Below are 16,371 nucleotides of genomic sequence, written 5' to 3'. Positions count from 1 at the left end.
TTAAATCCTTGACATTCAATTTATCCTACCTACTTACCTAAGTGGACTTACAGAACTCATTTTCAAATTTTTATGAAGGTAATCAAATAGATAAGACTTTACCTAAAAACTACCATAGTTAAAGAAGGGATCCAATTAACAGGTAACAACAAGGTAAGTCATTAATTAATATAACTAACTGATATTCAATATTTAAGTAGGCAGGTATGGAAAAACGGTAAAAACATAACTGGATATAAAAAGATAAACTTTAAAAAACACAAAAAATGAACTGCAAACAAGCGAACGAGAATATCAGCATCAAAGAAGTAATGGAAAGTTTTTCTCTATTCCCAAGCAAAGAACATCCGAAAACAGCCTATTATTATGCTATCAATCGACAAGAACGAACGCCAAGTTTATTAATGAATTATGTGAAAAATATTGCCTTTGATTTTGGCACTGGAAAACAATACGATGTCGTGTCGATAGTTCAGGAGCTCAAACAATGCACTGTATCCGATGCTCTTGAATATCTTTCTCGTTTCGATTTTTCTTATAAAAAGCCGAGTGTGACGGAAGCAATTACTACTGAAAATACAAATCAAATTCTCGAAGTAAAGGAAGTTATTCACCCGGCATTGTTAGACTATTTGAAATCAAGAAAACTCGAGTCACAAAAATCGGCATTGAGCGAAGTCCACTACCGGATTAACGACAAGAGATATTTTGGGCTCGGTTTTAAAAACGATTCGGGAGGCTACGAAATCCGCAGCAGTTTTTCCAAAATCTGTCTTGGAAAAAAGGATATCACCACGATAAAAAATAATTCTGAAAACCTCAAGGTTTTCGAGGGCTTTACCGATTACCTCTCCCATAAAATTTTAGAACCAGAAAAGACACCTTCCGACTATCTAATTCTGAACTCTGTCGCCATGGTTCACAAGGCATCCGGGCTTTTTGGAAATTATAAATCTGTCGAAATGTACTTGGATAACGACCGCGCCGGCGAACAGTGCAGGGATTCAATTTTGAAAATATTCCCGGAGGCAGATGACCGGTCGAATGAATATTTCCGTCATCAAGATCTGAATGATTTCCTGATATCACAGGAAGAAAAGACACTTGAAAATAAGCTTGAAAAAAATCAAACAGCCATACACGAGTCCGAGGGAAACCGGAATATTTACAGGAGAAAAAGATGAAGATTCATACAAGCCGGCCTGCGCAAAATAAGCACAGGTGGAATGCTCTAAAAAAGCTGGGTAAAAACTTGCCATGTACTTAGTGCAAAAAGTACCCAATGTTTACAATAAGCGTATCCGCTCATCGTAAAATTGGAACATTTTGGTTTCCTCCTATCGTCGGAAACGCATGTCTGGAACTACGATTCAAGCCCATAGTTTAAAATTATAAAAAAATTAAACACCACATAAACACAATATGAAAAATGACTTTTTAAAACAGTTTGTAAGACAGATTTCCGAGCAGCAAATTGCAAAGGTTGCAGAAGAAAAAAGAAGGAACCGCTTTCGCGAAATCGGTAGAGAGGGAGGTTTGAAAAAGAAGACGGCGAACCAATTTTCGAAGGTAGTCTCAGTTCGTTTTACCGAAAAGGAGTTTGAGAAAATTCAAAAGGAGGCTGACTTCTACAAACTCAAAATATCAAAATATTTAAGACTGGTTTCAACCGAAAAAGAACTCAAAATAAACGAGTTTCAAACCGACGCGGTTCTGTTGAATTACGGCAACAATTTTATAAGGATATCCAATCTGCTCCGGAACAGAGAATGGAATGAGTTTGAAAACAAGAAAGAGATTCTTGAGGAAATTCAAACCACAACGAGGTTGATCCGGGAATACCTCTACCAACAAATCATCAAGCATGAACAATTCGGCAACGACGAGGAGGATCAGTAAGATTGCGATTGAATACAACGGTAATGACAAAGGCACGGCGGAATGTGTTTATTCCAACAACCTGCTTTCAACAATGCCGGAGGAAAGATTTGAAGAGATGAAGATTGTCGCCGAGAGAAATCCGAATGTAAAGAAATGGGCTTTGACGGGTTACATTTCTCCACCAAAGGAAATTGGCGACAGTCTGACGAACGAAGAGTTGAAGGAACTGGCTTTAAAATCATTGAAGGATGTGGGACTTACAGAAAATAACCAGATCGTCTTGGATGTCCACCATTCCACGAAGCAGAAACATATCCACTTCATCGTGAACCGCATAGATGTTTATGGTAAATGCACGGTAAAATCTGCCAATATCGGGAAACGCTTTGGTGAATCGGTTCGAAATGTCTGCAAAGAGATGAACCTGAAAACAGATGTGGAAATAGGGAAAGAGAAAAAGCAGCAGATGCTGAAAGTTCTGCAAAACTGTCTGAAGGTCTCAAGAAATTTTGACGACTTGGTGGATTATATGCGGAGATGTGGTTACAGAGTGACGCTCTCGCAGAATGTGAAGGACGGTATTTCGGGGATGCGGATTGTTAGATTAAAGGACATAAACGACCAAACCCAGAGGCAGTACCATCCCGGTTACAAACTTTCGGAGATCACCAGTAAACTGAAGATTAAGGACATCAAAGAAATCCTAAACCGGAATGCGGAAAACCACCATTCGGCGATTTTCAGTCAGAGTAATCCGCAAACGAACGAAATAAAGCATCCGGAAAAATCAGCCCTCAAGGAGATTGAGAATGCCGTGAAGGAACTGCTCAAACCGAGCTACACACCGGCGGCTGACGACGAATTGCTGAGGAAGAGAAAAAGGAGGCGATAGGTCTTTAAAAAAAACATCAATAAAAAAAAGAAAATGAATAACAACGAATTTAACAACCAAGAGAATACAGAAAATTATTCTTCACAAGATGCAGGCATCGAACTTTTGCACCGCGTCATAGAAAGTAATAAGGCGGTAGAAATTTCGGGGAAGGCGATTTTCCACATGTACTGCGACATCAAGGAGGATGTGAAGAAAATCCAAGCACTGGCACATGAAGAAAATCTAAAACGGCAGGAATTGCTTAAATCCATCCCCAACAATATTATCGCAGAATTATCTCCGGACGTTATAAAGCATCTGGAAAAATTCCATCAGAAATCAGATACAGTTAAATATTGGTTTTTCGGAATCCTGGCTATATTGCTGGTTACATTTTTTATTTTATCAGCAACTGTTTATCTCGGAAAAACTTGGTACCGAGAGAGCATCCGCACCAAGACCGAGGTTCGAGAGGAAATCCTCAAGGAGATCAAGAATGAAAACAAGGCGATTTATGAAACAGCGCAAGTAAAGCAGCTGGAACATAACACCATGCTGATGAACAAATGGATGCAGAAAAATCCAAAGGACGCAGAAAAGTTCTTGAAGTTTAAGGAGGGGTATGAGAGTAGGTGAATCAAGTGTTGTTTGTCCAGTTTTTTTATTAAAAAACTGGACATTTTATTATAAATTTTCAAGGCTAAAAACCTTGTAGATGCCTGATTATATATTAAATACAGTAAACTATGCCTAAAGATTTTGTTTTCACATATGAAGATTTTAATAAGCAGGTGAAAAATAAGAACATTATTATAAAAGCATTAAAAATATTATCAATTTAAGGGGGTAACATCATAAAATTTTATGAGCTAGAGGATTCTGCATTTGGAATTTAAATTCTCGAAAAATCATAGGTAGTGAAGGTTTTACTTGAAAAATGAAAAAATTGTAGAATCTTGGCTAATATTATCTAGTCTCTCCTTAAACCACCTATAATTTACTGATTATTAGTATTTTGGGTTTAGAATAGCTTGTTTTTTATTGCAAGAATTTGTATCTTAGAGCATTAAAACCTTGCAAATATGTTGGGGAAAAATCCAGAAAAGAAGCCAGAATTATTCCGCCCAATGTTGGTGGATTTTATTGACCACGAGCATGAACTTGTTCTACTTTCAGAAAAAATAGATTGGAATTATTTTGAGAAAGAATTTTCGCCCTTGTATTCCAAAGTGGGCAATCCGAGCCATCCGATTCGGTTTATGGTGGGTTGTTTGCTACTGAAACATTTGTATAATTTGGGCGATGAGACGTTGGAAAAAGCCTGGATCATGAATCCTTATATGCAGCATTTTTGTGGCAGTGTTTTCTTTGAACACGAATTTCCTTGTGACCCGAGTAATTTTGTTCATTTCCGAAAAAGAATTGGCGAAAAAGGTATCGAAAAAATCTTTGCCTACAGCGTAAGAATGCACGATGCCAAGACGAACACCTCAAATTTTGTTTTGTCCGATACTACCGTTCAGGAGAATAATACCTCTTTTCCTACCGATGCAAAATTGTGCAAAAAAGTGATTGATTATTGCAACAAAATAGCCGGAAATGAAGGCATAAAACAAAGACAACGCTACACAAAAGTCAGCAAACAAATGGTGCGCAACACCTACAACGGAAAACATCCCAAGCGGGCAAAAGCGGCAAGGAAATCTCAAAGACAGCTCAAAACCATCGCCATGAGACTGATTCGTGAATTGCAACGGAATTTTAATGCAGAACAGCAAGAATTTTATAAAGATTTAATGACATTATACACCAAGGTTGTCACACAAAAAAGAAACGATGCCGATAAAATTTACAGCATTCACAAGCCTTTTACCCGATGTATTGCCAAAGGAAAAGCGCATAGCCAGTATGAATTTGGGAATAAGGTAGGTTTGATAACCACCGCCAACAAAGGCAAGAAAATCATTCTCGGGATTAAAGCATTTTTGCAAACTCCTTACGATGGTCACACCATAGAACCACTTTTGGAACAGATGGAAACCGGTGGTCAAAAGCTCCCAAAAGAACTCCTTTACGATAGAGGTGGCAGAGGAAAATCAGAAATAAAGGGCGTGAAAATCTCCATCCCAAGCACTCCAAGAAAAAAAGACACTGCTTATCAAAAGCAGACAAAGCGCAAAAAATTTAGAACCAGAGCGGCAATAGAACCTATCATCGGACATTTAAAAACCGATTTTAGGCTGGCAAAAAATTACTTCATGGGAGAAACGGGACCACAAATCAATGCATTACTAGCTGCAACCGCTTGGAACATGAAGAAAATGATGGAACTACTGAAACAGAAAATTATTTTCTTATTTTATAAGATACAAATTATGCTGTTTTCTAATCCTGTTTTTAAAAATAAATTAAATAGTGGGTTTTGTTAAGGAACGACTATCTAACCGAGATTCTACCTGAAGAAAAAGAACCGAGATGTTCAGAGAATCAAATTAAAAGAAAATATAGTAAAGTTATTTTTTCTTATTTTTGAAGAATAACGATAATTTGAATGGCCAAAAAAATTACCAAGTCCAAATCCATTGAAGAAACACTTTGGGATTCCGCAAACAAATTGCGGGGTTCTGTGGAATCTGCTGAATATAAACACATTGTCCTCAGTCTCATCTTCCTGAAATTTGCAGGAGATACCTTCGAAGAAAGAAAACAGGAACTCATTGCCGAAGGCAAAGAACAGTTTACCGACATGGTGGAATTCTACACCATGAAAAATGTTTTCTATCTACCCGAGCAAGCGCGTTGGAGCTACATGATGCAGCAGGCGAAGCAATCCGACATCGCCCTGAAAATAGATACCGCGCTTTTTACGATAGAGCAAAACAATCCTGCGCTGAAAGGTGCACTTCCTGATAATTATTTTTCCCGACTGGGGCTGGATGTGAGTAAACTTTCGGCATTGCTGGATACCATTAATCAAATAAATACCATTGCGGATAAGGAGCACGATTTGGTAGGTCGCGTGTACGAATATTTCCTCTCCAATTTTGCTTTGGCGGAAGGAAAGGGCAAAGGCGAATTCTACACCCCAAAATCCATTGTAAACTTGATTGCTGAGATGATAGAACCTTTCGAGGGCAAAATCTATGATCCTTGCTGCGGTTCCGGTGGAATGTTCGTGCAGTCGGTAAAGTTTGTAAACGAGCACAGCGGCAACAAGAAGCAAATCTCCGTCTATGGGCAGGAGTACACTAATGCCACCTACAAACTGGCAAAAATGAACCTCGCTATCCGCGGGATTTCCGCAAATCTTGGCGAGGTGGCGGCAGACACTTTTTCCAACGACCAGCATAAGGATTTGAAAGCCGATTTCATTATGGCCAATCCGCCTTTTAATCAAAAGGACTGGCGTGCTGCGAATGAACTGGTGGACGATCCACGATGGAACGGCTACGAAGTTCCGCCTACCAGCAATGCCAATTACGGCTGGATTTTGCACATGGTTTCCAAACTTTCCGAGAACGGCGTGGCGGGCTTCATCCTTGCCAACGGTGCGCTGAGTGGCGACGGCACGGAAAAAGCCATCCGAAAAACACTCGTAGAAAACGGCCTCGTGGAAGCCATCATCATTCTACCGCAGAATATGTTTTATACTACCAATATCAGCGTAACGCTCTGGATATTGAACAAAAATAAAAAGCAACACACCGTGGAAAAAGGCGACCAAATACGCCGCTATCGCCACCGTGTGGATGAAGTCCTGTTTATGGATTTGCGGGAAAAGGGGATTCCTTTTGAGAAAAAATTCACGCAGTTTTCGGAACTCGACATTTACAATATCGCCCATACCTACCATCGCTGGCAGACTGCGAACAACTACGATGAAACCACAAAACAGTGGACGCCCAATGAAGATATTGTTGAGGGTATTTCCTACCAGAACATCCCAGAATATTGCTATTCTGCCACGAAAGAAGAAATTAAAAACAAAGATTATTCATTGGTGCCCAGCAAATACATCGAGTTTGTAAACCGCGATGAGAATGTGGATTATCATGAGAAAATGACGGAGCTTCAACAGGACATCGTAGGCTTGCTGAAAGAAGAGCAGCAGAGCAATGAGGATTTAAAGAAAGTTTTTGAAAAATTGGGGTATGCATTCGAATTATAAAAGACTGGGCGACTATATCCGATTGGTGGACGAGCGTAACCGGAATTTGGAAATAAGCAATTTGGCAGGTTTGACCATTAATAAAAACTTCATTACTTCTGTTGCAAATGTGGTGGGAACAGATATGTCCACTTACAAGATTATTCGCAAAAATCAGTTTGCGTGTAGCGTTATGCAAGTGCGCAGAGATAAAAAGATGCCCGTTGCGTTATGGAAAAAGAACGAGCCCGGTATTATATCGCAAGCTTATCCAATATTTGAAATTGTAGATGAAGGCAGTCTTTCTCCAGATTATCTTATGATGTGGTTTACGCGAAGCGAGTTTGACCGCGAAGCATGTTTTTTGGCCGTTGGTGGTGTAAGAGGAAGTTTGGAGTGGGAAGATTTTTTGAATATGAAATTTCCTTTGCCCTCCCTCGAAAAGCAAAAAGAGATCGTTGCGGAATACCAAGCCGTGGAGCAGCGCATCCTGTTGAACAAAAAACTTTGCTGGAAATTAGAGGAAACCGCACAAACCATTTATAAGCATTGGTTTGAGGATTTTGAATTTCCGGTTGAGAACAAAGAAGAAAGAACAAAGAGCAAAGAATCCCACAACCATCAACCATCAACCACCCACCCAACTTACAAATCTTCCGGAGGAAAAATGGTATACAACGAAGAACTGGGCAAGGAAATTCCGGAGGGGTGGAATTTGCAACCGATTAAAGAAATTGCAACGCTATCAGCGGGAGGTGACAGACCCAATGTATTTTCAAACATTAAGTCTACTGAGTGTAGAATTCCCATTTATTCAAATGGTGTTACCGATGAAGGTCTTTATGGATTTACAAACGAGGCAAAAATTTTCAAAAAAAGCATTTCTATTTCCGCAAGAGGTACAATTGGATTTTGTGTTTTAAGAGATGAGCCTTTTGTTCCTATTGTAAGATTAATTGTAGTAATACCGAATGAAGATTTTTTTGCAAAATATCTTTTTGATTACATTAATAAATTTGAATTCGACGATTCAGGTTCTGTTCAAAATCAATTAACTGTTCCGCAATTAACAGCATTCAAGATTTTAATACCCCAAAATGAAATAGTTAAAAAATATGATGGAATAATAGGTAATTTAATAAAAAAAATAAAACTAATTACCAGACAAACCCAAAAATTCGAAGAACTAAAAAGCCTGCTGCTGGGTAAAATGGCGGTGGAAAATTAAAAACATTAACTATGGCATTTTTTGAAGATAAAGATTTGAAAAAGAAAGTTCAGTATCTGGAAGACGAGAGAAAGAAGTTATGGGAAAGAATAACTAAACTTGAAGCGCAGGATAATGAAATTAGAAAAGAAATCGTTTCCAAAACATCTGAATCTCAATCTGAAGCATTTCAAAGTTCGCGAAAAGCAGCAGAATATAAGAATAGAAGTGAGCAGAGATTTAATGAAGCAACTACTTTTGTTTCTAATATTGAGCAAAAATTGAAGGATGCGGAGAGTTTTTTCAACGAGATAGTAAGTAAGAAGGATGAAATTACAGTTCTTAAAACACAAATTGAACAAATTGACGAGAAAGCAAAAAATAATTTTTCGGAATTAAGCGAAAGAATTGATAAAATCGATTCATTTACTGAAAATTATCCAAATTTAGATGAAAAACTAGCTGAATTGAAGGTTTTATTAATTCTGTAGAAAATAATGCTAACAAATCTAAAACTTCACTCTCTCTAATTAATAATAGAGTAAAAGACATTGATGAGTTATATCAAGATATTTTTGGATATGATGATGAAGAGGAAGATGGGTCTGCAATGCATATTCCAGGAAAGAAAGAACAACTTGAAGAAATATATTCTGAGTTAGATACTGCAATTAATGTGGCTACTAATAGAGTTAATAGTATTAATATAGAATATAAAGAAAAATTCTCGCTTTTTGAGTCAGATCATAAAGATCGATATAAAGCTAATATAGATGAAATACAAAGTTTATTGCCCAATGCAATGACAGCTGGTTTGTCCTCGGCATTTTCAGCAAAAAGAACGGAAGAAATGCAACAATCAAGTGATTTACGAAAAAGTTTTAATAGAGGTATATATATGATGATCGCTGTCAGTTTATTACCTGTGTGCGTGAGTATTTATTATATATTTAGTGGTCATCAACTTGAGGAAACCATTCTCAAATTGCCACGGCTAGTTTTGGCAATAATTCCTATCTATATACCAGTACTTTGGTTTACGTATTCGGCAAATAAAAAACTTAATCTTTCAAAAAGATTAATCGAAGAGTATTCTCATAAAGAGGTTTTAAGTAAAACATACGAAGGACTATCCAAGCAAATAAATAATCTTAATGATCATGAAGAGAGTGAAGAATTAAGATATCGGTTACTTTCTGCTTTTCTACAAGTTTCGTCAGAAAATCCAGGAAAGTTAATTTCAAATTATGAGGCTTCTGATCACCCATTAATGGAGGCTCTAGAGCAAAGCTATAAATTCCAAATCGCCATTGATAAATTGGATGGAATCCCAGGTATGAGTAAAATTGTAGCAATTTTAGAAAATAGAGCAAAGAAAAAAATAGCTGAAAAGGAAGATATTATAGATAAAGCAATTGATGATTTATCTACCGAAACTGATGACGACGAAATTGTCTAAAAAATAAAAACCATGAAATTCACTGAATCCCAATTAGAGCAAAGACTTAGTTAAAAGTAAAGGACATTTTATGATTTAAAATGTAAAGTAATAAAAAAACGGCTGCTGAGGAAAATCGCGATGGCGAAATAAAAACAATAAAATTATGCAAATACATTTGGATAGTCGGGTATTCGATATTGGCAGAATTATAGATTTTTGTCCTTACTGCCATAAACACATAATTCCAAAAACTAATTCACATTCATTAAAAAATTCTGAATTAAGTTTTTTTATAATATGCACAAATTTGGCTTGTGGAAAGGCTTTTGTAACTGTTTACGAAAAGTTACAATCGAACACTTATTTTTATAAAAATGCTATTGGAGGGTTTCTTGAAGTTAAAAAATTTAGTGAAATAATTTCTAGTATTTCACCAAATTTTATAACCATATACAATCAAGCTGAAACTGCAGAACACTACAATCTTGACCAGATTTCGGGTGTAGGCTTCCGAAAAGCTTTAGAATTTTTAATAAAGGATTATTCCTGCAAATTATATCCCGAAAAAGAAAGTGAAATTAAAGCCAAAATGTTAATGCCAGTTATAAATGATTACATTAAAAGTGATAATATAAAAAATGTTGCAAAAAGAGCAGTTTGGTTGGGAAATGACGAAACTCACTATGAAAGAAAATGGGAAGGGAAGGATGTTCAAAGTTTAAAAAAACTTATCGACCTTACAATTTCTTGGATCGAAACAGAAGAGACAACACGTCAAATTTTGGAAGAGATGCCTGATTAAAATATAAAAATGCAACTACGAAAAGGAAAGACAAAGGTTATTCTCGAAAATGCGATTGAATGTGCGCTTTTAGCAGTAGAGATTTATAATAAGCCCCGGACTAATTATAGAGTCGAAGGCTATATTACAAATATGATTATGGCATGGACTAAATTGTTTCAAGCGCATTTCCACTACACCATTGGTGATAAATTCTATTATAAAAATAAAAGTGGACGATATGAATTAATTGAAGGAGAAAAAAAAGCATGGGAACTGAAAACATGCATTACTAAATATGGACAACTAAGCCTTTCACAAAAAGCTAATCTAGATTTCTTTATAAAACTGAGAAATAAAATTGAGCATAGACATATTGAAAAAGATGAAATTGGTATCACGATTTTTGGAGAATGCCAATCTTTACTTTATAATTTCGAAAGCAAGCTAATAGATTTTTTTGGTGAAGAATATGCTTTGAATGAATCACTATCGTTTGCATTGCAGTTTTCCCGAATTAGAACTAGCGGGCAAAGTATTGCCAGTAAAACGTTACTTTCCAAAGAGGTTAAAGATTTGAGGGAATTTATTGATAGATATAAAAATGCACTACCTAATGATGTTTTTGATTCACAGGAGTACAGTATTAAATTAATTCAAGTTCCCAAGATTTCTAACACAAATAGGAGTGATTTAGCAATAGAATTTGTTAATTGGAATAATCTTTCTGAAGAAGATAGATTTAATTATGAAAAAATTACTACGATTATTAAAGATAAGGTAGTTCATAAAGAAGTATTAAATCCTGGAAAATTAAAACCTGGCGAAGTAATAAGGCTTGTTAACGACGAAATTGAGCTTTCAAAAAAAATTAATCATTTTGATTTGAAATGTTTGTACTATGCATTTTCAATTAGGCCGACTGCACAAGATGAAGGGCAAAACGATCCTTTTGACTGTAATACAAATTTTTGCCATTATGATGAAGTTCACGACGATTATGTATTTCAAGAAGCATGGGTGAAATTTTTGGTCGAAAACATTTCCTTGGAAAAACTAACCAAAACTGTTTGGAAAGGTTCATATGATAAAAAACAGAAATTAAATTTAGAAGATTTTCAAATAAATAACCAATGAAATTCACCGAATCCCAATTAGAGCAAAGCGTTATATCCCTGTTGGCAGAGCAGGGCCTACCGCCTACCCAATAAACTATTTAAAAACCGCGAGATTTAACGAGAATCTCGCGGTTTTAATATTCTTCAGGAATATAGGTTAAACCACGGGTTATGGCTATAGCCTTAAGTTTTTTTGCTTTTGCTTTTATTTCACCGTTTGATAATCCTGTATAATCAATGTAACTATGTCCATCAAAAGGATCATTATCTTCTGTAACATTTAGTACCTGAGATTTACATTCGCGTATCGTTACAGAAGCAGTTCCGGCAGAAACTAATTCTTTGGTATAATGTTCATAAGATTCTTTTGGAGTAAATTTTTCACCATTATAAACCGATAATTTAAAATCATCTTTCGGCGTAGGAGTAAAGACTTGGGATGAAATCTCAAATACTTGTGCAGATATAATTTTTCCCAAAATAAATGTGGGGTGTATTTGTCTGTGTAATAGTGTTTCCTCTTTCATTAAACTTTTATCATTTTTAATGAAATGTCTTTATTAATGGTTTCCCAGGCGTGTTCCTGTAATAATGATGATAAGTGAACTTCTTCAAAATCATCACTGTTAATATCAGAAGCAAAATATTCTGCTGTAAAGTCATCTGTATTTACTTCGAGGGATATTTCAGACTGGTTAATAGACCATTCTAATTGTATATGGCCATCAATGGTAGGAAAAATTGCAGGAAGTGGAAGGTGTGAATCATAAAAAGATGAAAAAGCATTCTCAAATTTTTTCAGATTTTCAGAATTCAATCCCTTACCTTCACCATGATACCAACCGTCTTTCAATTCGGAAAGATTTTTAAGTCTTACGGAGACATCCAGCGGATCGAGAATATTGGCAGACTCTATCTCATCAATCTTAACCAGTTTATCATTGCTATTGTAAATACCGGTGGCTTTTATAGATATAAGTGCATTGTTTTTAAACTCTACAAATGCAGAAAGAATTTCATGGAAAAAATCTCCGCAGGGTATGTTTTGCAATTTCGTTTCGCCGAAAGTAATACCAAAAGTTTTTTTGTCCTGATCCAGTTCGTGAACCAGAGCATTAATTGTAATAGAACTGCTGTATTCGCGGTTATTATTCGATGAAAGTATAATTTGTTTCCTGGTAGTGATATTGATTGCTGATTTATACTGGGAAGTAGAATTAGGATTTAATATCAATTCTTCGTTTTCTAATAAGTTTTTACCTAATCTATTGAAATAAAATTTATACTTGTCTTTGAATTCGGGTGTAATTTCTTTTTTTTCTGATTGCTCAACAAATTGTATTAATTTATCTTTTGCCTGTTCGAAATATTCAATGTTTTTTGGGAAAAGACCGGACGATAAGCCGATAGTGCTTGCCAAAATAAATTTAGCAATTGCACTTCCCGGATCTACATCCACTAGTTTTAAATAAACATCATCTGTAAAACCTTTAGGAACGCGCTGTCTTTCGGGATTTTGTTCTAAATAAATGTCTTTTGCAATGTCGAAAATCAAATCTTGAAGAACTGCAAAATTTTCTAATAGATCTACGGGTATAGAATGGTCATCAAAACGAGAACCTGTTAACTTTGGCGCAATAAAAGTGTTTTGATTATTTTCCATAAATTCTCTGCTAAAATACTTATTTTTGTTATTAGAAATTAATATTTTAACATTTTTTAATGAAATTCACCGAATCCCAATTAGAGCAAAGCGTTATATCCTTGTTGGCAGAGCAGGGCATACCGCATACTTCTGGGTTGCACATCCACAAAACGCTGGAAGAGGTACTGCTGAAAGAGGATTTAAAAAATTTCCTCTATCAGATTTATGCGGATATTTCGCCGGGCGAGGTGCAGCAAATCATCCTGAAACTGGAATATTTTTCCTCTTCGGCGCTCTACGAGAGCAACCGTGATATTCTGCGACTCATTGCCGATGGTTTCACGCTGAAACGCGAAGACGCCTCTAAAAAAGATTTGTTCATCCAGCTCATCGATTATTCCGACAAAGACCAAAACATCTACCACTTTGTGAATCAGTTGGAGATAAAGGGTTCGGAAAAAAGAATTCCGGACGGTATTCTGTACATCAACGGAATTCCTTTGGTGGTGTTTGAATTTAAAACTGCCATTCAGGAAAATACCACCATCCACGATGCCTACAAGCAACTCACCATCCGCTACAAAAGGGACATCCCCGAACTGCTGAAATACAATGCGTTTCTGGTGCTCAGCGATGGAGTGAATAATAAGGCGGGTTCGCTTTTTGCGCCGTACGAATTTTTCTACGGTTGGCGAAAAGCCGAAAGCCACGAAAAGATTTCCAAAGACGGAATTGCCTCGCTTTACACGATGATCAAAGGGCTATTCAATAAAGACCGACTTCGTGATGTGATTCACAATTTTATCTTTTTCCCGGACACCGGCAAGAAGCAGGAGAAAATTGTCTGCCGGTATCCGCAATATTACGCCAGCAGAAAACTGTACGAAAATATTTTAGCCCACCGGAAACCTTTGGGCGACGGCAAGGGCGGAACCTATTTCGGAGCCACCGGATGCGGGAAAAGCTACACCATGCTATATCTTTCTCGCTTGCTGATGCGGAGTACAGAAATGGCAAGTCCTACCATCATCCTCATCACCGACCGTACCGATTTGGACGAGCAACTGTCCGGAACTTTTACCAACGCCAAAAACTTCATTGGTGATAATCATATCGTAAGCGTAGAATCTCGCGAAGACCTGAGAAACCAGTTGCGAAACAGAGAAAGTGGCGGAGTTTTTCTCACCACCATCCACAAATTTGCGGAAGATACCGAACTGCTTTCCGAGCGGAACAACATCATCTGTATTTCGGATGAGGCGCACCGTTCGCAAATTAACCTCGATAAAAATCTTAAAATCACCGATAAGGAGGTGAAGACCAGTTTCGGTTTCGCCTATTATCTGCATCAGTCCTTGCCCAACGCCACTTATGTAGGGTTCACCGGAACACCGATCGACAAAACTTTTGAAGTTTTCGGCGATGTGGTAGATGCCTATACGATGAACGAATCTGTTCAGGATGAAATCACCGTACGGATTGTGTATGAAGGCCGTGCCTCAAAAGTAATCCTGAAAACGGAAAAACTAAAAGAGATAGAAGAATACTATGCCCAGTGCGTGGCAGAAGGTTCCAGCGAATATCAGGTGGAAGAAAGCAAAAAAGCGACTACCGGAATGAATGCCATTCTTGGCGACAAAGACCGGCTGAAAGCCGTTGCAGAAGATTTTGTAAAACACTATGAAAATCGGGTAAACGAAGGTGCAACGGTATGCGGAAAGGCGATGTTTGTTTCTTCGAGCAGGGAGATTGCGTACAATTTTTATAAAGAACTGTTAGAACTCCGCCCGGAATGGGGCATCATCAAAACGCATGAGGACGGCATAGAACTTTCTGAAAAGGAAATGAAGGAGTTAAAACCGATTGCCAAAGTCAATATGGTGATGACGAGGGATAAAGATGATGAAAAGGATTTGTATGAACTGCTCGGAACGAAAGACGACCGCAAGGAACTGGACCGGCAGTTTAAGCAGGAAAAATCCAATTTCAAAATCGCCATTGTGGTAGATATGTGGCTTACAGGTTTTGATGTACCGTTTCTGGACAGTATTTATATTGATAAACCCATTCAGGAGCATTCTCTGATTCAAACGATTTCACGGGTCAACCGAAAATTTAAAGGGAAGGATAAAGGTTTGGTTGTAGATTATATCGGCATCAAAAACAATATGAATTATGCTTTGGCGAAATTCAATAAAGAAGACCAAAACGAGTTTGAAGACATTGATAAAGCCATTACCATTGTAAAAGACCAGTTGGATTTGCTGCGGAAAATATTCCACAACTTCAATACTAAACCCTACTTTGAAGGCAGCCCGGTTCAGCAATTGGAAAACCTCAATTTAGCAGCAGAATTTGTCCAAACGACTGAAGATTTGGAAAAGCGCTTTATGCGAATCGTGCGGAAGATGAAGGAGGCGTATAACATCTGCTGTTCATCGGAAGCGTTTACTTATTCTGAGAAAGAGGAGATCCATTATTTTGTGGCAATTCGTTCCATCATTTATAAACTTACGAAAAAAGAAGCACCGGATATTGCGCAGATGAACGCCCGCGTTGCTAAAATGGTGGAAGAAGCCGTACAAAGTGACGGTGTGGAAGAAGTTTTCAAAATGGATGAAAACGCAGGAGAAAAAATAGATATTTTCGGTGAAGAGTATCTGGAAAGAATCGACCGCATTAAACTTCCGAATACGAAAATTAAGATTCTGCAACGGCTTTTGAAAATGGCAATTGATGATTTCAAGAAAGTGAATAAAGTAAAAGGGGTTGATTTCACTAAAAGGCTTCAAACGATTGTAGACAAATACAATGAAAGAAGTGAAGATATGGTTTTGGCCAACGATGTTTTGGATGATCTTGCCGGACAAATGGCGGACTTGCTACGCGATCTAAAAACGGAGAAATATTCTTTCGAGCAATTAGGAATCGACTTCGAGGAGAAATCTTTCTATGATATCCTGAAAGAAATCCGGGACAAATACAAATTTGAGTATCCTGAAGAAAAACTCATTGCCCTCGCCAAAGACATCAAAATCATCGTGGATGACAAAGCCAAATATACCGACTGGAGCGAAAGAGAAGACATCAAAGCCGAACTGAAAGTAGATTTAATTTTGAAGCTTGCCGAACACGGCTATCCACCCGTAACCCGCGACGAAGTGTACAAAGAAATTTTTGAGCAGGCAGAAAATTTCAGGAGGTTTAGGGAATAGGAAATTGAAAATTTTAATTTAGATTGTTGCAAAAGCGATTGTAGCCTCTCTATCTTTTGTCA

The 16,371-nt window shown here is 37.2% G+C and carries 14 protein-coding genes; 12 read left to right on the top strand and 2 right to left on the bottom strand.

Annotated features, from left to right (window positions below):
- Window positions 1-266: 266 nt before the first annotated feature.
- The 11 genes from CO230_RS08340 to CO230_RS08290 all read left to right on the top strand — a co-directional run bounded on the left by CO230_RS08340 (window position 267) and on the right by CO230_RS08290 (window position 11,468).
- Window positions 267-1,184, top strand: a complete 918-nt coding sequence (locus CO230_RS08340) for a toprim domain-containing protein (RefSeq protein ID WP_122028177.1) — start codon at window positions 267-269, stop codon at window positions 1,182-1,184.
- Window positions 1,185-1,422: 238 nt separating this feature from the next.
- Window positions 1,423-1,899 carry a plasmid mobilization protein gene (locus CO230_RS12445; protein WP_228438098.1) on the top strand — a complete coding sequence of 159 codons (477 nt, stop codon included), beginning with the start codon at window positions 1,423-1,425 and terminating at the stop codon, window positions 1,897-1,899.
- A complete protein-coding gene (locus tag CO230_RS08330; protein WP_122028176.1) occupies window positions 1,865-2,773 on the top strand; it encodes a relaxase/mobilization nuclease domain-containing protein in 909 nt (302 codons plus the stop codon). The genes CO230_RS12445 and CO230_RS08330 overlap by 35 nt, the downstream gene beginning before the upstream one ends.
- Window positions 2,774-2,806: 33 nt before the next feature.
- Window positions 2,807-3,391 (top strand): hypothetical protein, encoded by a 585-nt coding sequence (locus CO230_RS08325; protein WP_122028175.1) that lies wholly within the window; start codon window positions 2,807-2,809, stop codon window positions 3,389-3,391.
- 446 nt (window positions 3,392-3,837) lie between these two features.
- Window positions 3,838-5,184, top strand: coding sequence for an IS5 family transposase (locus tag CO230_RS08320; protein WP_122028174.1), 1,347 nt, complete (start codon window positions 3,838-3,840; stop codon window positions 5,182-5,184).
- A 122-nt stretch (window positions 5,185-5,306) separates the two neighbouring features.
- Complete coding sequence (locus CO230_RS08315; RefSeq protein WP_122028173.1) at window positions 5,307-6,923, top strand: type I restriction-modification system subunit M; 1,617 nt, start codon at window positions 5,307-5,309, stop codon at window positions 6,921-6,923.
- Entirely contained in the window at window positions 6,907-8,130 is a 1,224-nt protein-coding gene (locus tag CO230_RS08310) for a restriction endonuclease subunit S (protein WP_122028172.1), read from the top strand. Before CO230_RS08315 ends, CO230_RS08310 begins: the two co-directional genes overlap by 17 nt.
- 11 nt (window positions 8,131-8,141) lie before the next feature.
- Window positions 8,142-8,600: a hypothetical protein gene (locus CO230_RS08305; RefSeq protein ID WP_122028171.1), complete on the top strand. Its 459-nt coding sequence runs from the start codon at window positions 8,142-8,144 to the stop codon at window positions 8,598-8,600.
- A 119-nt stretch (window positions 8,601-8,719) separates the two neighbouring features.
- On the top strand, window positions 8,720-9,568 hold the full coding sequence (locus tag CO230_RS08300) for a hypothetical protein (protein WP_122028170.1): 849 nt from the start codon (window positions 8,720-8,722) through the stop codon (window positions 9,566-9,568).
- A gap of 145 nt (window positions 9,569-9,713) precedes the next feature.
- Window positions 9,714-10,352: a DUF4145 domain-containing protein gene (locus tag CO230_RS08295; RefSeq protein WP_122028169.1), complete on the top strand. Its 639-nt coding sequence runs from the start codon at window positions 9,714-9,716 to the stop codon at window positions 10,350-10,352.
- Between the two features lie 9 nt (window positions 10,353-10,361).
- Window positions 10,362-11,468, top strand: a complete 1,107-nt coding sequence (locus tag CO230_RS08290) for a DUF3644 domain-containing protein (RefSeq protein ID WP_122028168.1) — start codon at window positions 10,362-10,364, stop codon at window positions 11,466-11,468.
- A gap of 115 nt (window positions 11,469-11,583) precedes the next feature.
- Here CO230_RS08290 and CO230_RS08285 read toward each other — a convergent pair whose 3' ends face one another.
- Window positions 11,584-11,976 carry a hypothetical protein gene (locus tag CO230_RS08285; RefSeq protein WP_122028167.1) on the bottom strand — a complete coding sequence of 131 codons (393 nt, stop codon included), beginning with the start codon at window positions 11,974-11,976 and terminating at the stop codon, window positions 11,584-11,586.
- Window positions 11,976-13,112, bottom strand: a complete 1,137-nt coding sequence (locus CO230_RS08280; protein WP_122028166.1) for a hypothetical protein — start codon at window positions 13,110-13,112, stop codon at window positions 11,976-11,978. The genes CO230_RS08285 and CO230_RS08280 overlap by 1 nt, the downstream gene beginning before the upstream one ends.
- Before the next feature lie 59 nt (window positions 13,113-13,171).
- Here CO230_RS08280 and CO230_RS08275 point away from each other — a divergent pair, with 59 nt between their 5' ends.
- Window positions 13,172-16,309 carry a type I restriction endonuclease subunit R gene (locus CO230_RS08275; RefSeq protein ID WP_122028165.1) on the top strand — a complete coding sequence of 1,046 codons (3,138 nt, stop codon included), beginning with the start codon at window positions 13,172-13,174 and terminating at the stop codon, window positions 16,307-16,309.
- The last annotated feature ends 62 nt before the right edge of the window (window positions 16,310-16,371 follow it).

Origin of the sequence: Chryseobacterium sp. 6424 (genome assembly GCF_003692615.1) — a bacterium.
Lineage (GTDB): Bacteria > Bacteroidota > Bacteroidia > Flavobacteriales > Weeksellaceae > Kaistella.
The sequence above is the reverse complement of the archived record's forward strand: the minus strand, read 5'-3'. Positions and strand labels throughout refer to the sequence as shown.